Annotated in this window: 17 protein-coding genes; 12 read left to right on the plus strand and 5 right to left on the minus strand. The window is 67.9% G+C overall.

The window, feature by feature from the left end:
• Positions 1–89: 89 nt before the first annotated feature.
• Complete coding sequence (locus D579_RS14330) at positions 90–1040, plus strand: IS481 family transposase (RefSeq protein WP_081621715.1); 951 nt, start codon at positions 90–92, stop codon at positions 1038–1040.
• A gap of 282 nt (positions 1041–1322) precedes the next feature.
• On the opposite strand, the gene D579_RS0113325 is transcribed toward D579_RS14330, so the two are convergent.
• A complete protein-coding gene (locus tag D579_RS0113325; RefSeq protein WP_019568737.1) occupies positions 1323–1529 on the minus strand; it encodes a hypothetical protein in 207 nt (68 codons plus the stop codon).
• Positions 1530–1762: 233 nt separating this feature from the next.
• On the opposite strand from D579_RS0113325, the gene D579_RS0113330 reads away from it, so the two are divergent.
• From D579_RS0113330 to D579_RS0113340, 3 genes are all read left to right on the plus strand, one after another.
• Positions 1763–2137 carry a hypothetical protein gene (locus D579_RS0113330; RefSeq protein WP_019568738.1) on the plus strand — a complete coding sequence of 125 codons (375 nt, stop codon included), beginning with the start codon at positions 1763–1765 and terminating at the stop codon, positions 2135–2137.
• 53 nt (positions 2138–2190) lie between these two features.
• Positions 2191–2517: a non-heme iron oxygenase ferredoxin subunit gene (locus tag D579_RS0113335; protein ID WP_018952305.1), complete on the plus strand. Its 327-nt coding sequence runs from the start codon at positions 2191–2193 to the stop codon at positions 2515–2517.
• A 213-nt stretch (positions 2518–2730) separates the two neighbouring features.
• Positions 2731–4713, plus strand: coding sequence for a DUF1631 family protein (locus tag D579_RS0113340; protein ID WP_018952306.1), 1983 nt, complete (start codon positions 2731–2733; stop codon positions 4711–4713).
• Positions 4714–4977: 264 nt separating this feature from the next.
• Here D579_RS0113340 and cysZ read toward each other — a convergent pair whose 3' ends face one another.
• From cysZ to queF, 4 genes are all read right to left on the minus strand, one after another.
• On the minus strand, positions 4978–5706 hold the full coding sequence (gene cysZ / locus D579_RS0113345; protein ID WP_018952307.1) for a sulfate transporter CysZ: 729 nt from the start codon (positions 5704–5706) through the stop codon (positions 4978–4980).
• Positions 5707–5716: 10 nt separating this feature from the next.
• The gene (locus D579_RS0113350; RefSeq protein WP_018650312.1) at positions 5717–5926 is read right to left on the minus strand and encodes a DUF3185 family protein; all 210 of its coding nucleotides are present in this window, start codon (positions 5924–5926) and stop codon (positions 5717–5719) included.
• A 328-nt stretch (positions 5927–6254) separates the two neighbouring features.
• Positions 6255–7550: an FGGY-family carbohydrate kinase gene (locus D579_RS0113355; protein WP_018952308.1), complete on the minus strand. Its 1296-nt coding sequence runs from the start codon at positions 7548–7550 to the stop codon at positions 6255–6257.
• An 11-nt stretch (positions 7551–7561) separates the two neighbouring features.
• Positions 7562–7984, minus strand: coding sequence for a preQ(1) synthase (gene queF, locus D579_RS0113360; protein ID WP_018145957.1), 423 nt, complete (start codon positions 7982–7984; stop codon positions 7562–7564).
• 217 nt (positions 7985–8201) lie between these two features.
• Between queF and smc the strand changes: the two genes are divergently transcribed.
• The 8 genes from smc (at position 8202) to D579_RS0113400 (ending at position 20278) form a co-directional block, all read left to right on the plus strand.
• Entirely contained in the window at positions 8202–11696 is a 3495-nt protein-coding gene (smc, locus tag D579_RS0113365) for a chromosome segregation protein SMC (RefSeq protein ID WP_018952309.1), read from the plus strand.
• Between the two features lie 39 nt (positions 11697–11735).
• Positions 11736–12953, plus strand: coding sequence for a cell division protein ZipA C-terminal FtsZ-binding domain-containing protein (locus D579_RS0113370; RefSeq protein ID WP_018952310.1), 1218 nt, complete (start codon positions 11736–11738; stop codon positions 12951–12953).
• Complete coding sequence (ligA, locus tag D579_RS0113375) at positions 12950–15040, plus strand: NAD-dependent DNA ligase LigA (protein WP_018952311.1); 2091 nt, start codon at positions 12950–12952, stop codon at positions 15038–15040. The genes D579_RS0113370 and ligA overlap by 4 nt, the downstream gene beginning before the upstream one ends.
• 156 nt (positions 15041–15196) lie before the next feature.
• The gene (locus tag D579_RS0113380; RefSeq protein ID WP_018952312.1) at positions 15197–15652 is read left to right on the plus strand and encodes a transposase; all 456 of its coding nucleotides are present in this window, start codon (positions 15197–15199) and stop codon (positions 15650–15652) included.
• A 286-nt stretch (positions 15653–15938) separates the two neighbouring features.
• The gene (locus D579_RS0113385) at positions 15939–17840 is read left to right on the plus strand and encodes a nucleoside-diphosphate sugar epimerase/dehydratase (protein ID WP_026289538.1); all 1902 of its coding nucleotides are present in this window, start codon (positions 15939–15941) and stop codon (positions 17838–17840) included.
• Between the two features lie 229 nt (positions 17841–18069).
• A complete protein-coding gene (locus tag D579_RS0113390; RefSeq protein ID WP_018952314.1) occupies positions 18070–19236 on the plus strand; it encodes a nucleotide sugar dehydrogenase in 1167 nt (388 codons plus the stop codon).
• A 398-nt stretch (positions 19237–19634) separates the two neighbouring features.
• Positions 19635–19880 (plus strand): DUF6364 family protein, encoded by a 246-nt coding sequence (locus D579_RS0113395; protein ID WP_018952315.1) that lies wholly within the window; start codon positions 19635–19637, stop codon positions 19878–19880.
• Complete coding sequence (locus tag D579_RS0113400) at positions 19877–20278, plus strand: PIN domain-containing protein (RefSeq protein ID WP_018952316.1); 402 nt, start codon at positions 19877–19879, stop codon at positions 20276–20278. Before D579_RS0113395 ends, D579_RS0113400 begins: the two co-directional genes overlap by 4 nt.
• The last annotated feature ends 295 nt before the right edge of the window (positions 20279–20573 follow it).

Below are 20573 nucleotides of genomic sequence, written 5' to 3' on the forward strand. Positions count from 1 at the left end.
CCTAGGTGTGATCTCTCAATAGGTTGTCCACGGGGCGACTCCGAAGGATGCTGAGTTTGCCGACTTAGCCATTCCAAGGAGGACGCCCCGTGAACCTTCACCAAAATGCCTTGTTTGGACCGCGCGGTCGAGAGCGGATGGTCCGTTGTGTCGTGGATCGAGGCTGGAGCATTCGAGCCACGGCCCGCGCCTGTGACGTGGACCCGAAAGTCGTGCGCCGCTGGGTGCAACGGTTCCAGGAGGCGGGCCCTGCCGGCCTCCTGGATCGTTCTTCCCGGCCTCGGCGTCAGCCGCGTCGAACGCCGCGTAGGTGTCAGCGTCAAGTTGTGGCCCTGCGCCGGCAACGCTGGACCATGGATCGGATCGCCCGGTTCGTGGGTGTCTCGCGCGCCAGCGTCAGCCGCATCCTGCGGCGCGAGGGGCTGAACCGCCTGGCGGCGTTGGAGCCGGTCGAGCCGCCGCGGCGTTACGAGCACGAGCATCCCGGCGACCTGTTGCACCTCGACATCAAGAAGCTGGCCCGCTTCCGCCATCCCGGGCACCGGAGGACCGGGGTCCGGGCCAAGGACTCCATCGGTGTGGGCTATGAGTACGTGCATGTCGCGATCGACGATCGCTCGCGCATCGCCTTCAGCGAGATCCATCCCGCCGAGCGGGCCCGGGATGCGATCGCCCACCTGGAAGCGGCCGTGCGCTACTACGCGACCCTGGGCATCACCATCCGGCGGGTGCTGACCGACAACGGGCCCTGCTATCACGCCCGGGCGTTCAGTCAGGCCTGCCGACGACTGGGGATCCGCCACCGTCGCACCCGGCCCTACACGCCCCGAACCAACGGCAAGGCCGAGCGCTTCATCCAGACCGCCTTGCGCGAGTGGGCCTATGCCTTCACCTACGCCACGTCAAAGGAACGCAAAAACCATCTTCCCCGATGGATCCATGACTACAACTGGCACCGTCCACACGGTAGCCTGAACCAACAACCACCCATCAGCATCCTCGGCCTACCCGAGGACAACCTCGTGAGACTCCACACCTAGGGAAACACTGATCAATGTACGCGCTCGCGTTGGTGCCCCCTGTTTTCCGAGACAAGGCGCGTCGCGCAGCGCCGTAGCCATTCTACGGCCAAGCGGCGCAACGCCGGATCGGGGAACAGGGGGCACCAACCCCACAGGGGCTCGGCCGCCCGTTGTTGACGAAAACGGGCGCGCGCACTGCGTTTCGGGTCCCTTGTGCAGAGTGACTGCACGGCAGTCGCCGCGCCTGGTTCGCGCGCAAAAGCGACTCGAGCGCGAGTGCGTACATTGATCAGTGTTTCCCTAGATGCGTAGCTGGCGGATCAGTTTCAGGGTTTCGTTGGCGAGCTGTACCCAGTCATCATCCTGCGCGGTACTCCGGGATTCCTGCGCAACGGTGATGGAATGGTCCCGGCTGGGGCTGACAGTCCCTTGGCGGTATTCCTTCGGCGAGGATGGGCCGTTGTTCCAGGTCCGCGGGGCCTGATGATGGTGGCGTGAAGAGTTCACTGGTGGGGCCGTCCTTGATCGCGGGTGTGTGCGATTTACCTGCCCAGGGTAACGGCGGCGATGCCATCAGCTTGAGCGTGCACCTCCGAACGATAACGCTCCTGAAGTTCGACGTGGCCGACGTCGCGCGAATGGATGCAGGTTTTCTTAGGCCCGTCATTCAGGGGTGAATGGGCGTGACATGGCGCAGTTTCGGTAGGCTGGAGCCGGATAAGCGTCGGCAGTCGCCGCGAGTGCAACTGGGAGAGAAGATCGTGCTGAAAGGGATCAATGCCGTGTGGCTGGGGCTGGCCATGACCGCCCTGCTGGTGGCTTGCGGTGGCGAGCGGGTATCGCCGGTGACCCTGGAACAGCTGGCTGCATCCGCGCCGGCCTTCAATGGCGAACTGGTGGAAACCGAGGGTGTCGTGAATCGTTTTGATGATCCGGAGCACTACTGGCTGGAAGACGACGCCATCAACCGCGTGGCGGTCAAGCCCGGGTCGGCGGTGCGTGATCACCTGGGCGAGAACTTGCGGGTGGTGGGGCGCTTCTCCTACCACCCGGAAGAGGGCCGGCGGATCGAGATCGATGCGGCCGCGACCGCGGCCCTGCGGGCGTCCCCCTGAGCTGCAAGCGCAGGGGGGCGATACCGGAAATTTTCAGAAGCAAAGGAGTCGTGATGACGGAATGGATTGATGTAGCCCCGGTGGGGACCATCGAGGATGGCGATCATCGCCTGGTGGAGACAGCGGATACCGAGGTGGCGATCTTTAACCTGGGTGGTGAATATTTTGCCGTGGAGAACCTCTGTACTCACGAGGATGTGCCCATCGCGGATGGTGAGATCGGCGCCGATGACTGCATCACGTGTCCGATGCACGAGGCCCAGTTCTGCCTGCGAACCGGCGAGGTGATGGCCGCGCCTGCCGAGGAACCACTGACCCGGTTCCCCGTGCGTGTCGAGGGCGAAATGGTTCAGGTGGGAACGCAGCCGCTGGACCTCTAAGGAACGTCTCAGCAAGGGTCTCCCTGTCCGGTGCGAAACTGCACTGGATGTCCCGCTTTGATCGCGCCTGTACACTGTGGACGGGCTCACGCTGAACTAACGCGAGCCACCACGCAGCAATACGAGGACACCTCATCGATGGCAGGCAGGGAGCATACAGACAGGGAAGCACGGGCCGCGGACCCGGCCGCGGTCTGGTCGGGTCTGTCCGGTTTGTCGGATGCCCAGCGCCAGCAACTGGTGCGCGGGATCGTCCCGCGGGTGACCGATCACCTTGAGCGCTGTCTGGAATCCGTCGCGCAGGATTGGTCCGCTGGCGGTGACGAGGCCGACAGCGCGGAGTGGGCGAACCAGCTCCAAGGCTATCAGTATGTGCTGCGTCGTCAGTTCGAGGAGGCCCTGGAGCGTGACTTTGTCTCCACAACCTACCCACCCGAGTACGAATTCTCCGGTTCCAGCTACGCCGATGACAACTCCGGCCTGCAAATCCTGGACGATTACCAGTCCACCCGCCGTTCCCTGCGCCACAAGCTCGAAGGGCTGGTCCGCGAGCAGAATCGCTACTCCTGGTTCGTATTCCTCCAGGCCGCGCGCGAGGATCATCGCTTCGAGCACCCCGGCTGGGCGCCGTGGTCGCCGCTGAACTGGTACGAGCGACTGATCGAGTCGGCCGAGGAACAGTTCGGCCGGACGGATATGACACTGGGCCTGATGCGAGCCTACGTGCGTTGTCTGGGCCAGACGGCCGCACCGACCCTGGCCTTTGTGGTCGAGACAGTCGAGGGCTGCGGGCTGGTCAGAGAGCCGGTGTCCGAGGTCCCGGAGGGCGACTTGCCCGGAGCGTCGCCGCGTGCGAGCTGGGCCCATGCCACCCGGGAAGGGGGCCCCGCCACGGCGTCGGAATCGGCTGCCACGGAGAGCGCCGCACCTGCGGTTGGCGGAGCAGGGGGCCTTGCGGTCTCTGGTGCCGTGATGCCGGCCCCGGATGCCGGCGCGACGGACGGGTTGCAGTGGGCCGCGGCGGCTGGCTGGCTACCATCGGGCCATGGAGTTGCGGCAGGCGGCGGTGGCACCGCGACCGCCGCCGTGGCGGGCGAAGCCACGGCGGAACCACGGATCGAGAGCGTCATCGAAAGGGTCCTGGCCGGTGTATTCGCCGAGGTATCGCGTCACCTCGATTGCCATGCAGCGTTTCGCGCAATGATGCTGGAGCTGCAGCCGCGACTGGTGCGTGCGGTTAGCCGCGACCTCGAATTTTTCCACGACCCCGGGCATCCCTTGCGCGAATGGGTCGGTAGCCTGATCAATACGGGCGTACGGATCAGCCCCGAGGTCAGCGCGGACGACTCGGAGACGGTCCGCCGCTACCTGGAAGCCATGCGCCGGAGTATCGAACACCTGGGGCGTGCGATCGAAGATCTGGATCGCCCTGCGGCGCAGGCACTGGCAGACAACTGGGCCGCCGCCGTGGCCGTGGAACACGAACACTGGCAGGCGCAGGCGGCCGAGTTCACGGGGCCGATGTGTCAGAGGGAACGCGCGGCCCGCGCCCGGCGCACCCTGACGGTCTGCGTGCTGGAGACCGGGGCCGAGCTCCCGGAGTGTTCCGCCGAGCAGATCGCCGAGGCCTGGGAGGACTTGCTGGCAGTGGACGAGGCGGCTGTGCAGGTGCTGGATGGCCAGGTGCAGGAGCTCGTGCGGGCCATCTGCAACCAGGCGACCCCGCAGGAAGCGAATCCGCTGGTGCAGCGCATCGTGGCCACCGCACGTGAGCATGGCGCCGACGAGGCGCGCGTCAAGGCGGTCGTGCAGCACCTGGGGCAGGCCCATCTGCAACGGATCCGGGCCTCCGCCGACGAGCCGCGCTTCGATCCGCAGGCGCGCATCGAAGCGCGGCGGGCCGTACGCCTCGAGGATGACGACCCCGACTTGTTGACCGATCTTGACGATCCGTGGGTCTTCGATGCCAGCCGGATCCGCACCGGCGAGTGGTTCGAGGTGGTCGACAAGGCAACCGGCCAGCTGCACCGCATGGGCCTGGTCTGGCGTGGCGAGGCCACCCGTGGCTATCTGTTCCTCTCGCTGGATCTGGGCGCCAGCCGGCGCCACTCCCTGCAGGGTGTGGCCCAGGAACTGCGCGAGGGCCGCATGCGCCCGCTCCCCGACGACAACCCGCTGGATGCCCTGCTCGCCTGACCTGCGCCTTTGGCGCCAAAGGCCAAAGGCCTCTCTGGCACCAAGAAGGCACGAAGAGGGATCAAGGGTGGGGCACCCGAGAGGGTCCGGAGACGGCAAGGGTATCGGGATGAGTACGTTGGTGCCGAGAGCCGTACGGGCTTTTCACGACGACGCGCCTGGTATCGGGCTTGAGGTACCCCGGACTATGGTGGAGGTAGGGGCGTTGAGCCCTGCGAAACGCCCCGTTCGGAGACGTTCGCGTCCATCTGGAGTGTCCCGGCGTTAGGCCCGGGGCAGGCGCACTCGCAGGTGGGTCGCGCCGATGACCGCGGCCGGTACCAGTAGCAGATTCACTAGCGGGACCATTGCCAGCAGCGTGGTCCCGGCGCCGAAGCTCAGGGTCTCCAGCCGGTGGGCGCGCACGGTCTTGCGGACCTCGGCGAATGCCAGGCCGTCGTTGGCCAGCGGCGCCTCCAGGAATTCCACGGCCAGCACCCAGCTCCCGAACGTGAACCAGGCGATCGGGGCCAGCAGGTTCAGTCCGGGGATCACCGTGATCAGCAGCACGGGGATAAAAAGCAGGCCGTAGTAGCCGGCCTTGCGCAGCGCGGTTACGGTCGCGTGGCCCATCTCGCCAAGGAACGAGCGCGCCGGCTGGCGGGGCTCGTGGCCCAGCCCGCGGGCGGTGCGGTAGGCCAGTGGTCCGGAGAACGGGCTGGCGATGATCGCCGCCAGCGCGACGGCGGAGACCCCAAAGGCCACCAGCAGCGCCAGTGCGAACAGGGGCCACAGTAGCCAGGCGAGCCAGTCCCACCCGCCGGGCAGCCAGGCCGCCAGAAGGGCCTCGAAGCCGACCCCGGCGGCCGTCGCGAGCCCAATTACGACCAGGATGTTGATGATCAACGGGCCGATCACCAGACCGCGCAGGCCCGGGTCGAATACGCGCGCGAGCCCGCGAAACGGCGCGAGGAAGGCGAGCAGCGGCGTCAGGCGGAGGGTGCCGGCGGGCACGGATGTGTCCTTAGCGGCGCACCCCAAAGATCGCGAGTACGAGGCCCACGACGGACATGATCCCGCCAGCGATCAGGTACATGCGCGTGTCTTCCGTATAGCGCCCCATGAACTCCTGGTGCAGTTCCTCGCCCAGGCTTTCCGTGGCGTTGTAGCCCATCACCAGCAGGATGATGCCGCCCACCAGCAGTGCAATGCCGAGAATTCGCGTCCAGTGCATGTCGTATCCCCTTGTTGTTGGGTGCCTCCCCCGAATGTAGCACCGATCCGCACCCTCGGCGTCATGGCAGAGCACATCGTGGGACGGGTTTTGTGGGAACGGCCTGCCCGTGCCTTGTTCTGGCAAACAGCGCCGTAGGATGCGATTCGCTGCGCTCATCGCATCCTACGTTTGTTGTCCGAGTCCGGTTTTGCCGGGGGCTTCGCGGCCAAGGCCGTTCCCACAAGATCCCCCTCATGGAATTGGTGGCCCCACCCGGCATCGCGGTCGGCTTACAGGCGAAGCCCCGGCCAAAGCGGGCGATTGCCGAGCCTCTCGGCCTGGCCGGTCAGCCCGTGAAACCCGTCTCCAGCCCCACGCCGATGCGCGCGAGCCGGGCGGCGCCGCTGGCGGCATCGTCGTCCTCGGCGGTGGTCACCGGCAATCCCAGGATCCGGCTGCGGATGCGTGTCCACACGGGGTTCTGGGCGCCGCCACCCAGGGACACGACACGCTCCACGCGCGGGGCGCCCAGCTCGGACAGGCGCTCATAGCCGTCGTGCTCCACCCGGGCAACCCCCTCGAACAGCCCCTGCAGGAAACGCGCGTCGTCCTCGGGGCGGGGCATGAGGCGGGGTTGCAGCTCGGGGTCGTTGACCGGGAAGCGTTCGCCGCGGCGGGGCAGGGGGAGATAGTCGAGCCCGCTGTCGGTCTCGGGGTCGATCGCGGCGCTCAGCCGTTCCAGGGCCGCATCGTCGAACTGCTGGCGCAGCACCGCGCCGCCGCTGTTGGAGGCCCCGCCCACCAGCCAGCGCCCCAGCAGCCGGTGGCTATAGATCCCGAGTTCCGGGGCGTAGATCGGCTCCGGGGCCAGCTGCTTGATCACCAGCGTGGAGCCCAGGCTGGTCACGCCGGTGGTGTCGTCGCCCACACCGGAGGCAAGGAACCCGGCGATGCTGTCGGTGGTGCCGGCGACCATCCGGCAGGCCGGGTTCAGATGCAGCGATTCCGCCATTTCCGGGTCCAGCGGACCCAGTACCGTCCCGGCCGGGACCACCTCCGGCAGTAGCGACGCGTCACTGCCCAGGGTCTCCTGCAGCCAGTTCGGCCAGCCGTCCCACAGCGCGTCGTAGCCGAGCTTCAGGGCGTTGTTCTCGTCCATGCGGTCGAAGCGCCCGCGCAGGCGTCCGGTAACCCAGTCGGCCTGGTGCAGGACGCGGCGCACGCCGGAGAGCCCCTCGTGGCGACGCAGCCACAACAGCTTGGCCGCCGACGAGCTGGGGCTGTGCACGGCGGAGTCCGCGGGCGCGACGCCGGCCAGCACCGACAGCATGTCGGTGGCCCGGGCATCGTTGTACATCAGGGCCGGATGGGTCGGGCGTCCGTCGGCATCCAGACGCAACAGGGTGGCGGAGGTGCCGTCCACCGCGATGGCGGCGGGCTCGCCCTGCAGATGCGCGGCCGCTTCACGCAGCAGCTCGCGCACAATGGCCCACCACAGCGCCGGGTTCTGTTCCGCCCGCTGCTCGTCACCCCCCACCGACGCCGGCAGTGCCCGGTGCGCGCTGTGGATGCGCGCCCCCTCCGGGTCCAGCAGCGCCAGCCGGATCCCGGAGGTGCCGAGATCAATGCCGATGGCGTGCATGGCAGGCTCGGTCAGCCGTTCATGTCCAGCGGGCTGCGCGTCGGCGCCGGTAGGTGCACCGGCTCCGGGGGCGTCCAGCCGGGCTTGCGGTGTTCCGCAACCACGGTGGTATAGACGCCGCCACGCACGTTGAAGTAAGAGGTCAGGCGCATGTAGCGCGGGTCGGTCGCCGCCACCAGATCCGCCAGGATGCGGTTGGTGACCGCCTCGTGGAAGGCGCCCTCATCGCGGTAGGACCACATGTAGTTCTTCAGCGACTTCAGCTCCACGCACTTGCCGTCGGCAACGTACTGGATATGAATCTCGGCGAAGTCCGGCTGCCCGGTGGCGGGGCACAGGCAGGTGAACTCCGGGACGCGGATATAGATCGCGAAATCGTTCTCCGGCGCCGGGTTGTCGAAGGTTTCCAGGGTCTTGCTCGGCTGGCTGGGCATGGGTGGGTCGCGTCCTCGGTCGTTCCTGTGGGAGCGGGCCTGCCCGCGAAGCCCCCGCCAAAGCGGGAGGCAAGGAAGGCTTGGCGTGCAGGCGCGCCGCAGGGTTTTGTATGGTTTCGTGAAGCGGTTCGTTTGTCGAACGGGTAGTGGGTCACGGTAAACGTCTAAGCGTGTACCATTCTAACCCCGACTTTCCTGACCGCGGATAGCGCCGAACGTGCGACTCGCCCGAATCAAGCTGGCCGGCTTCAAGTCGTTCGTGGACCCGACCACACTCGTCCTCCCCGGCAACCGGGTGGGCGTGGTCGGGCCGAACGGCTGTGGCAAGTCCAATACCATCGACGCCGTGCGCTGGGTCATGGGCGAATCCTCGGCCAAGCACCTGCGCGGGGATTCCAGCGAGGACGTCATCTTCAACGGCTCCTCCAGCCGCAAGCCGGTGGGGCAGGCCTCTATCGAACTGGTGTTCGATAACTCCGACGGCCGCCTGGGCGGCGAGTACAGCGGCTACGGCGAGATCGCCGTCAAGCGCGCGCTGACCCGTGACGGCCAGTCCAAGTACTTCCTCAACGGTCAGCGCGCACGCAAGCGCGACGTGGTCGACCTGTTCCTCGGCACCGGCCTGGGTCCGCGCAGCTACGCCATCATCGAGCAGGGCATGATCGCGCGGCTGATCGAGGCGCGCCCCGAAGAGCTGCGCGTCTACCTGGAAGAGGCGGCCGGTATCTCCAAGTACAAGGAGCGCCGCCGCGAGACCGAGAACCGCGTGCGTCATACCCGCGAGAACCTGGAACGCCTGGACGACGTCCGCGACGAGGTGTCCAAGCAGGCTGAGCGTCTGAACCGTCAGGCCGCCACCGCCGAGCGCTACCAGGCGCTGGCCGCCGAGCGCCGCCGCAAGCGCGCCGAGGCGATCCTGCTGCGCCTGCAGGCTCAGGAGCAGGAGACGGAGGCCAGCCGCGCCCGCCTGAACGACGCCGAGACGGCGTTGGCTGCGAGCCAGGCCGAGGCCCAAAAGGCCCAGACCGGCACCGAGCAGGCACGCCAGGAGCGGGTCGAGCTGGAAGCCGCCACCACCCAGGCACAAAGCGCCTATTACGATCGCGCCGCCGAGGTCTCGCGCCTCGAGCAGTCCATCCGCCATGCGGAGGACGAACTGGCGCGCGAACAGGCCGAACTGCGCCAGCTGGAAAGCCGCATCGAGGCCGCCGCCAGCGAGCACCAGGCGGTGGAGGCGCGCATCGCCCAGGCGGAACAGGAGAGCACGCAGCGTCAGGAGGCCGCCACGACCGCCGAGGGCGAGCGCGAACGCCTGGAGGCCGCCGCCGAAGGCGCCGAAACCGAATACCAGACCGCACGCGAGGCACTCACCGAATGGGAGCGCTCGCTCGCCGAGCCGCGCCAGAACGCCCAGCTCGCGCGCTCGCGCATGGACAATGCCGAGCATCTGCTCAAGCGCGTCGCCCAGCGCCGGGAACGCGTGGAGGCTGAACGCGCGGCCCTGCCGCAGACCCACCCGGGCACCGAGGCCGACCGCCTGGACGCGGAACTCACCGGGCTGCGTGAGCGCTTGCAGGGGCTGCAGGGCGAACGCGACCAGCAGCAGGCCGCGCTGGCCGATCTCGAACAGGCCCAGCGCGAGGAGCAGGACACCCTGCATGCCACCGAACGCGAGGCCCGCGAGGTCGCCGGGCGCCTGGCGGGGCTGGAGCACTTCGCCGGCGAGGACGACCCGCAGGAGACCCGCGCCCGCCGCGAGGCCTGGGCGCGCGAGCACGGGCTGGACCTGTCGCGCCCGCTGGTGCAGCAACTGGAGGTAGCCGAGGGCTGGGATACCGCGGTGGAGATGGTGCTGGGCACCTGGCTGGAGGCCGCCGTCACCGATCAGCCGGAGACCGCGCCGGATCTCCCCGAAGCGATGCTGCGCTTGGTCGGCACGGGCCTGTCGCACACGCCGCAGGTGCCGGCGGGGAGCCTGGCCGGGCACGTGCAGGGCTCCCCGGTCGTCACCGCCTGGCTCGCCTTGGTGCATTGCGCGGAGGATGCCGACGCGGCGCGGGCACGCCTGGCCACGCTGGGGCCGGGCGAGAGCGTGATCACCCCGGACGGCACCTGGCTGGGCCCGGGCTGGATGGCTCATCGCACGCTGGAGGGCGGGGCCAGCGGTGCCGTGGCCCGGGTCCGCCTGGCGCGCGAGCTGCAGGAACGCCAGGAAGACCTGAACACGCAGGTGAGCCGGCTGCAGGCCGCGCTGGAAGAACGCAACGAGACCATCGCGGCCACCCGCGCCCGGCGCGAGGCGCTGGACGGGCAGATCCGCGAACAAAAGGCGCAGATCGAGGACCGTGAGCGCCGCGTGCAGCGCCTGCGCGACCAGGCGCGGCAGCTGGAGCAGCAGCAGGAACGCATTGACCGCGAGGCGGGCGAGCTGGACGAGGAGGCCGCCCGCGCCCGCGAGCAGTTCGCCGCGGCGGAGGCCGAGCGTAACGAGGCCCTGACGCGCATCGAGACCCTGGAGGCCGACCGCGCCGCTCTGGAGGCGCGTGTCGAGGCCGCGCGCACGGCCCAGATCGGCGCCCGCGACGCGGTGCGCGCGGCGCGCGACGCGGCCAACCAGGCGCGCATGGCCGAGCAGGAGGCGCGCCATCGCCTGGAACGCGAACAGAACGAACGCGGGCGCCTGGAGCGCCAGCGCGAGGACGACGCCCAGCGCCGCGAGCGCCTGGCGCAGGGGCTCAGCGACCGCCAGGGCCCGCTGGAGCAGTGGCGCGCAGACCTGCAGACCGCGGCGGAACAGCGCCAGGCCGCCGAGGCCCGCCTGACCCAGGCGCGGGCGGACCTGGAGGCGTGCGATGCGCGGCTGCGCGAACTGGCGAGCACCAGCACCGAGCTGGGCAACCGGGTCGAGGCGCAGCGTTCCACCTGCGAGGAGCTGCGCCTGGACCTGCGCGAACGTTCGGTGCAGATCGAACAGCTCAAGACCCAGTTCCAGGAATCCGGCTTTGCCGCCGAGGCCCTGGCGCCCGAACTACCGGAGGACGCGACCGTCCCCGCCTGGGAACAGGCGATCGGCGAACTGGATCGCAAGATCGAGAAGCTCGGGCCGATCAACCTGGCGGCGATTGACGAGGCGCGCAGCCTGGAGGAGCGCTCGCGCTACCTGGAGGAGCAGCACGCGGACCTGATCGAGGCGCTGGAGACCCTGGAGGCGGCGATGCACCGCATCGATCGCGAGACCCGGGCGCTGTTCAAGCAGACCTTCGACCAGGTGAATGCCGGGCTCGGGCACAAGTTCCAGCGCCTGTTCGGGGGCGGCGAGGCGCGGCTGGAGATGACCGGTGACGACCTCCTGGATACCGGCGTCACCATCATGGCGCGCCCGCCGGGCAAGCGCCTGTCGACCATCCACCTGATGTCCGGCGGCGAGAAGGCGCTCACCGCCTCGGCCCTGGTGTTCGCGATCTTCGAGCTGAATCCGGCGCCCTTCTGCATGCTGGACGAGGTGGACGCCCCACTGGACGAGGCCAACGTCGGGCGCTTCTGTGACCTGCTGCGCGAGATGTCGGAGCAGATCCAGTTCATCTTCATTACTCACAACAAGGCAACGATGGCCATGGCGGAACAGCTGATCGGCGTTACCATGCACGAGCCGGGCGTGTCGCGCCTGGTTAGCGTGGATATCGACGAGGCTGTGGAACTGGCCGAGGCCTGACCGTCGGTACCGGGATCAACGAGGTTTTTTGTGGATTGGATGCGTATCAGCCTGGTCATTTTGGGGATTGTCCTGATCGCGGGGATCTGGGCCGCCCATCGTCTGCGCGCGCGGGCGCAGCAGCGCGATATGGAAGACGATGCCGCGGACTGGGGCGACGAGGCCGTACATATCCGTGCCAGTGACGAGCCGGGCGACAAGCGCTGGTACGCGCCGGCCGAGCCCGGGGACTCCGCTGAACCGGAGGCCGGCTGGGGCGATCCGCTGGATACTGGCCGCAGCGTTCGCACCGGCGGCGCGCGCGAACCCGCGTTCGACGAGCCGCGCATCCCCGGCGCCGCGCGCGAGGAGCGCCACGAGCCACACCTCGGCGTGACCGCCAATGACGACGAGCCGGATCTGGAAGCGGACTACGGTCGGCGGGGTGAGCGCGCCCAGGACATCTACGGCGTGCTGGACAGCGACGACGAGCCCACGCCGCCTCCGCCGCACGGGGCGTTCGAACCGTCGCCCGAGGATCGCCCGGCCCGGGCCCGGCGCAAGGGTTCGTCCAGCGCCCCGGTCGAGCGGGCCCGCGAGGCGTTCGGGGGGCTGGGTGCACGTCTGCGCTCCGGTATGGATCGCCTGCGCCCGGGCAAGCTCAAGCCCACGCGCGCCGATGACACGCTGGGCGAGCATCTGGATCCGGACCACGAGATGAACCCGGACCTGATCGAGCAACCGGCGCCGGATATGGAGACGCTGGGCGAATACGTGTCCGAGCCGCGCGTGGTGGGGCGCAATCCGAGGGCCGACCGCCGCCCGTCGGAGGAGAAGATCCTGCTGCTGCACGTGGTCGCGCCGCGCAACAAGCCGTTTACCGGCGTTGCCCTGGGTGCGGCGATGCAGCGCGCCGGAATGACCCCCGGCGAGATGGATATCTACCATTTCTTTGAACCGGAGACGGATGTCGGCGTGCCGCTCTTCTCCGCCGCCAACATGATCCCGCCCGGCACCCTGCGCGAGGAAGACCTGGCGGACATGATGACGCCCGGCGTCACGCTGTTCACCCAGGTGCATCGCAGCGCCGAGCCACAGCGCGCCTTCGAGGCGTTGCTGGAGCACGCCCACGTGCTGGCGCGCGATCTCGGCGGCAGCATCCTGGATGCCCAGCAGTCCACCGCGACCAACCAGACGTTGGCCTACATGCGCGAGGACCTGAGCGACTGGCTGCGCCGCCACCGCCCGGACGTGCTGCGCCGGCGGAGTACGCGGTGAGCCGGTCGGGTTCGCCTGCCTCGCAGGCTGGCTCGACGGATTCTCCGAAGACGCGCATCGACGCGCTGCGCCGCCAGATCGAGCATCACAACTACCGCTACTACGTGCTCGACGACCCCGAGGTCTCGGACGCCGAGTTCGACGCCCTGATGCGCGAGCTGGAGCAACTGGAGGCGGACCACCCGGAGCTTGTCACCCCCGATTCGCCCACCCAGCGCGTGGGCGCCACCCCGGCCGAGGGCTTTGCCACGGTCCGGCATCGCCTGCCGATGCTGTCGCTCGCCAACGGCTTCGAGGCGGACGCGATCCGCGACTTCGACCGCCGGGTGCGCGAGCGCCTGGCCAAGCAGACCGGCGACGCGACGCGCGTCGAGGCGGCCGTTACCTACATGGCCGAGCCCAAGCTGGACGGCCTCGCCATCAGCCTGATCTACGAGGACGGGCGCCTGATCCAGGCCGCCACCCGCGGCGACGGCGAGACCGGCGAGGACGTAACCGCGAACGTGCGCACCGTGCGGCCGATCCCGCTGCATTTGGGCGACCGCTTTACCGACGATGCCCCGCGGATGCTGGAGGTGCGCGGCGAGGTCTTCATGCGCCGTGCCGACTTCGAGCGCCTGAACGCCGGGCTGGAGGCGGACGGCCTGCGCGGGTTCATGAACCCGCGCAATGCCGCCGCCGGCAGCCTGCGCCAGCTGGACTCGAAGGTGACCGCGCGCCGCCCGCTCAGCTTCTTCGCCTACTCGGTGGGCTTCGTCGAGGGCGGGACCCTGCCGGACACCCAGTCCGGCACGCTGGACTGGCTGCAGCGCCTGGGCTTCCCGGCCTGCCCGGAGCGCGAGGTGCTGGAGGGCGTCGAGGCGTGCCTCGACTACTACGAGCGCCTGGCCGCCCGCCGCGCGGGGCTGGACTACGAGATCGACGGCATCGTGTACAAGGTGGATGCCCTGGCCGATCAGCAGCAGTTGGGCTTCGTCTCGCGCGCGCCGCGCTGGGCCATCGCCCACAAGTTCCCGGCGGAGGAGCGCACCACCACGCTGCGCAATGTCGAGTTTCGTGTCGGCCGCACCGGCGCGCTGACGCCGGTGGCGCGCCTGGAGCCGGTGCTGGTGGGTGGGGTGATGGTCAGCAACGCCACGTTGCACAATATGGACGAGATCGCGCGCAAGGACGTGCGCATCGGCGACCGCGTGATCGTGCGCCGCGCCGGCGACGTGATCCCCGAGGTGGTCGGCCGCGCCGGCGGCGAGCGCCCCGCGGATTCGCGCGCCATCGAGATGCCCGCGGCCTGCCCCGAGTGCGACTCGCACATCGAGCGCACCGAAGGCGAGGTTGTCGCCCGCTGTACCGGCGGGCTGGTATGCCCGGCGCAGCGGCGCGAGGCCCTCAAGCACTTCGTCTCGCGCCGCGCGATGGACATCGAGGGCTTCGGCGAGAAGATCATCGAGCAGCTGGCCGACGGCGGCGTCGTGCAAAGCCCGGCGGATCTGTTCGCCCTGGATGCCGAACGCCTGGAGGCGCTGGAACGGGTCGGCCCCAAGCTCGCCGCGAACCTGGTCAACGCCCTGGAGCAGGCGCGCGAGACTACGTTGGCGCGCTTCATCTTCGCGCTCGGCATCCGCGAGGTGGGGGAGGTCACCGCCCGCAACCTGGCCGAATACTACGGCGACCTCGACACGCTGATGCAGGCGGATGCCGAGGCGCTGCAGGAGGTCCCGGATGTCGGCCCCATCGTCGCCGAGCACATCGCCAACTTCTTCGCCGAGCCGCACAACCTCGAGGTCATCCGCGCCCTGCGCGACGCTGGCGTGCACTGGCCCGACCCGCCCCGGCGAGAAGCCGCGGCGACCGATGACGATGCCCCGCTGGCGGGCTGCACCTACGTCCTCACCGGCAGCTTCGACGCCATGACCCGCGACGAGGCCAAGGCCGCCCTCGAGGCCCGCGGCGCCAAGATCACCGGCTCCGTCTCCAAAAAGACCACCGCCGTCATCGCCGGCGCCGACCCCGGCTCCAAGGTCACCAAGGCCGAATCCCTCGACATCCCCATCCTCGGCCCCGACGACCTCGCCCAACTCCTCGCCTGAGGCAATTTGGGCTGTCGCAATTTCACTGTGGGAGCGGGCCTCGCCCGCGAAGCGCCTGCCGGTGTTGGACTTGGGCGGGAGGCATTCGCGGGCAAGGCCCGCTCCCACAAAGCTCGTTCCTGCAAGTAAGTGCTTCAACAAGTCAAGGAGGTTGGAATGCCACGGAAGGCACGAACGCACCGTCTGCGCCTCGGCCGTTTCAGCGACCCGGGGCGGGTCTATCTGATCACCGCGGTCTGTGCTGATCGGCAAGCATGGTTTTCGCAATTCGACCAGGGTCGCTGCGTCGTTCATGCGTTGCGCGATCTGGAAGGCGCGGCGTCGACGCTCTGTTTCGTGGTCATGCCTGACCATGTGCACTGGCTGATGCAGTTGGAAGGGGGTGACCTCTCCAGTACCGTGCAAAAGCTCAAGAGTCTCACTACCCGCCGGATTGGGCGACTGCGGAGGTGCACGTGTCGAGTGTGGCAGAGCGGCTTCCACGACCGCGCATTGCGCCGGGAAGAAGATCTCCCGGCAGTTGCCCGCTATGTAGTCGCCAACCCGCTAAGGGCGGGACTGGTTCACAACCTGGGTGATTATCCGCTGTGGGATGCCATCTGGCTGGAGTAAGGGGCTGGATGGAGTTTGGCGGGGGCTTCGCGGCCAGGGCCGCTCCCACAGTAAACCAAGCCGGGGGTACCCTTGTGGGAGCGGGCCTGCCCGCGAAGCCCCTGCCAGCATGGAATAATGACAACCCCTTCAGCGATGAGTGCATTTTCATCACGGCTTGCTTATGCTCCGCACGCCGCGATGGAGAGCGGCGGCGAGCGGGTGCGTACACTTGCTGTAGTGTAATCCGGGTAGTTTTTGTGGACGGGGGAGTCGGGCGAGACATGCCGGAACGGTGTTGCAGATCATGCTGAGAAAGGGCCTGGAAAGCTTGTTCAAGCTGCCGCGCTCGAAGAAGCGCTGGCTCATGGTGATGGCGGATACCGTCATGCTGCCGCTGGCGTTGTGGTCCGGCTTTGCGATCCGCCTGGCCGAGCCGTTCCCGCCGATCATGCTGGAAACCTGGTGGCTGTTCCCGCTGGTGGTGCTGATTGGTATCCCGCTGTTCGTGAGGCTGGGGCTTTATCGGGCCGTTGTGCGATTCATGGGGGCGCGCACCATCTGGGCTGTGGGTTCCGGGGTGGTGATCCTGGCACTGGTGCTGTGGGCTTCTGCAACCCTGGCGCAAGTCGAAGGCTTCCCGCGGTCGGCGCCGATCAATTTCGCGATCGTGGCCTTCATCTATGTCGGCGGCAGCCGGTTCCTGGTGCGCACGTGGTATCGCTCCATCATCGAGGCGGCCGCGGGTGCGGAGCCGGTGGTGGTGTTCGGGGCGGGTGAGGCCGGCGTGCAGCTCCTGTCGGGGCTCAAGGCCGGGGGCCGCTTTCGGGTGGTCGCGTTCGTGGACGAGGACCGCAGCCTGCAGGGCAGTTCGATCGACGGGATTCCCGTCCACAGCCCGGAGCGCCTGGAGCGCCTTGTGTCGCGGTTCCGGGTCAGGCGGATGCTCCTGGCCATTCCGTCCGCGACGCGCCAGGAACGCCGGCGCATCCTGGAACAGCTGGAACCGCTCCCGGTGTACGTGCAGACGGTTCCGTCGATGGAGTCGGTGGTCTCCGGGCATGCGAGCCTGGAACAGCTGGAAGATGTGGACATCGCCGATCTGCTCGGGCGCGACCCGGTACCCCCGGACCCCGAGCTGCTGACCTGCAGCGTGCACGGGCGGGTGGTGATGGTGACCGGCGCGGGCGGTTCCATTGGCTCCGAGCTGTGCCGGCGCATCATCCGTCTGGAGCCGGCGGCGCTGATCCTGTTCGAGCGCAACGAGTTCGCGCTCTACAGCATCGAGCGCGAGCTGCAGGAGTACTCGGCGCAACTGGAGCAGTGCCCGGCCATCCACGCGGTGCTGGGCTCGGTGGCCAATGCGCGGCGTGTGGCCTCCGTGCTGGCGGAATACGGCGTACAAACGCTGTACCACGCCGCGGCCTACAAGCATGTTCCGATCGTCGAGGCCAACCTGATCGAGGGCGTGCGCAACAATGTCTTCGGTACCGCCGTGCTCGCGGAGGCAGCGCTCAATGCCGGCGTGGACCGCTTTATCCTGATCTCCACCGACAAGGCCGTGCGCCCCACCAACGTCATGGGCGCCACCAAGCGCTTGGCCGAGATGGTCCTGCAGGATCGCGCCCGCGAGCAGCGCGGGACCATCTTCAGCATGGTGCGCTTCGGCAACGTGCTGGGCTCGTCCGGCTCCGTGGTGCCGCTGTTCCACCAGCAGATCCGCGATGGCGGCCCGGTAACGGTGACCCACCCGGAGATCACGCGCTACTTCATGTCCATCCCCGAGGCGGCCGAACTGGTGATCCAGGCCGGTGCCATGGCCGAGGGCGGCGAGGTCTACGTGCTCGACATGGGCGAGCCGGTCCGCATCGTGGACCTGGCGCGCCGCATGATCCATCTGCATGGGCGCCAGGTGAAGGAAGACGGCGTGCCCGAAGATGGCGTGGAGATCGTGTTCACCGGCCTGCGTCCGGGCGAGAAGCTCTACGAGGAGCTGCTGATCGGCGACAACGTCCAGGCCACAGGCCATCCGCGGATCATGCGCGCACGCGAGGACTGCGTATCGGCGAAGGACCTGCACGCAGCCCTCAATCAGCTGGACCAGGCCGACCGCGACATGGACACCGAGCGGGCCTGCCGCACCATCCGCGCTGTGGTGCACGAGTACGCCCCGGCCAATCACCCACCGCAGGAACGCGTGGCTGGGTAAGGCGGGCGTTAACCTTTCGTGCCCCCGATCGCATCATTGTTCATGGCGCCCCAGTATCCTCGGGCGCTGGGCAAACGTGCCAGCGCCCCTGTAGAAGCCTGCTCGCAGGCGAAGCCCCTGCCAAAGTCCGGCGCGGGCAGGGGCTTCGCCTGCGAGCAGGCTCCTACGGGGCGCGGATGCTCGGCCGACGAACTTGGCTACACTAATTGCAACAGGAAGGAAACCAGGAATGAAAATCGCAGTCGCCGGAACCGGCTACGTCGGGCTCTCCAACGCCGTCTTGCTCGCGCAGCACCATGAGGTCGTCGCGCTCGACGTGGTGCCGGAGAAGGTCGAGCAGATCAACCGCAAGCACTCCCCGATCATCGACGCCGAGATCCAGGACTTCCTGGAAAACCACGCGCTGAACCTCAAGGCCACGCTGGACAAGCAGGAGGCCTACGCGGACGCGGACTTCGTGATCATCGCCACGCCGACGGACTACGACCCGCAGACCAACTACTTCAACACCTCCACGGTGGAGTCGGTCATCCGCGACGTGCTGGCGATCAATCCGCATGCGGTGATGGTCATCAAGTCCACCGTGCCGGTCGGCTACACGCGCGAAATCAAGGCGCAGCTGGAGACCGACAACATCCTGTTCTCGCCGGAGTTCCTGCGCGAGGGCCGGGCGCTGCACGACAACCTGTACCCGTCGCGCATCATCGTGGGCGAGCAGTCCGAACGCGCGGAGACCTTCGCCGGCCTGCTGGCCGAAGGCGCGGCCGCCGAAGACGTCCCGATCCTGTTCACCAGCCCCACCGAGGCCGAGGCGATCAAGCTGTTCGCCAACACCTACCTGGCCATGCGGGTGGCGTACTTCAACGAGCTGGACACCTACTCCGAGACCCACGGCCTGGATACCCGCCAGATCATTGATGGCGTCTGCCTGGACCCTCGTATTGGCAGCCACTACAACAACCCGTCCTTCGGCTACGGCGGCTACTGCCTGCCGAAAGACACCAAGCAGCTGCTCGCCAACTACCACGAAGTGCCCAACAACCTGATCAACGCCATCGTGGATGCCAACCGCACGCGCAAGGACTTCGTTTCCGACGCGATCATCAAGCGTCAGCCGAAGGTCGTCGGCATCTACCGCCTAGTGATGAAGAGCGGCTCCGACAACTTCCGCGCCTCCGCCATCCAGGGCGTGATGAAGCGCATCAAGGCCAAGGGCATCGAGGTCGTCGTCTACGAGCCGGAGCTCCCCGATGACGAGTTCTACCGCTCCCGCGTCATCCGCGACCTGGACGAGTTCAAGCGCGTGTCCGACGTCATCGTCGCCAACCGCATCACCGACGACCTCCGCGACCAGACCGACAAGATCTACACCCGCGACCTCTTCAACAACGACTGACCCTTGCCCCTGTCCTGCCCACGCGCAGGAGGTGCATGTGGGAGCGAGCCCGCCCGCTCCCACAATTCAAGGACGAGCCTGACCGGCACTTAACCCGACCTCGTGATCCCCGCCGAAGGCCACCGGCCTCTCTCGTCATCCCGGCCGGACCGAAGCCACCATGCCCGTCATCCCGGCCGCAGCGAAGCGTAGAGCCGGGATCTCCAGCGGTGGGGGCACCCGAACGTGTGAGATCCCGGATAACCGCTGCGCGGTTTCCGGGATGACGGTGGGGTGTGTGGTTTCCGGGATGACGAGGGGGCGCATGATCGCGCGTGCTGCCGTGTGTTTTTGGTCCGGAGGTGATCGTGCCGTACAATGCTTCGATCTCTGCCATACAGTCCTGGGAGGCAGGTCGCATGGAACACGAAACGACCAAGGTCACCGTCCGCTTGCCCAAGCAGGACGTTGAGTTCGCGAAGTCCTATGCCAAAGCGCATGGGATCACCATGACCGAAGTGATCGACCGTCACCTGCGCCGTCTTCGGGCGCTCGAGCGCCATGCACCCAGTGCAGAGCTGGACGCGATTACCGGGCTTCTCCCTCCTGACCTGGACGCGGAACAGGCGTACCGCGACCATCTGCTGGAAAAGCACCGCTCGTGATCATGCTCGACCTCAATGTCCTGCTGGACGTGCTGCAAAAGCGGGAGCCGCACTACCGAGTATCGGCAGCGGTACTGGAGCAGGTGATTCACGGTGAAGGGCCAGGAGCGCTGAGTGCTCATGCGGCCACCACCATCTATTATCTGGTGGGGCGGTATGTCGGCCGCGACGCCGCCGAACGGGCACTGGGGTGGCTTCTCAAGAATCTTCACGTGTGTTCGGTGGGGCGCGACGAGCTCGAACGGGCGCGTTCTCTCGGTTGGGCGGATTTCGAAGACGCGGTGTTGGCAGCTGCCGCTGAACGTGCCGCCTGCTCCTGCATCGTCACGCGCAACGTCAAAGATTTCGCAGCCTCGCCCGTGCCTGCTCTCACGCCACAAGAGTTCCTCCTGCGCTAAACATCGTCCCGGCTGTACGCTACCCCGGACCGTCATCCCGGCCGTAGCTCACCCACCACTCCCGTCATCCCGGCCGTAGCTCAGCCACCACTCCCGTCATCCCGGCCGCTGCGAAGCGTAGAGCCGGGATCTCCAGCGGCGGGGGCGCCCGAACGTGGGAGAACCCGGATAACCGCTGCGCGGTTTCCGGGGTGGCGGTGGTTGGGACAGTTTTGCGGGATGGCGGAACTCGGGGGCGTGTGGTGCTTGGAGTGACGAGTCCGGGCAACGGTCGCGGGGTCGGCCAGGGGCTGGA

It is taken from the genome of Thioalkalivibrio sp. AKL12, assembly GCF_000377925.1.
Taxonomy (GTDB): Bacteria; Pseudomonadota; Gammaproteobacteria; order Ectothiorhodospirales; family Ectothiorhodospiraceae; genus Thioalkalivibrio; species Thioalkalivibrio versutus.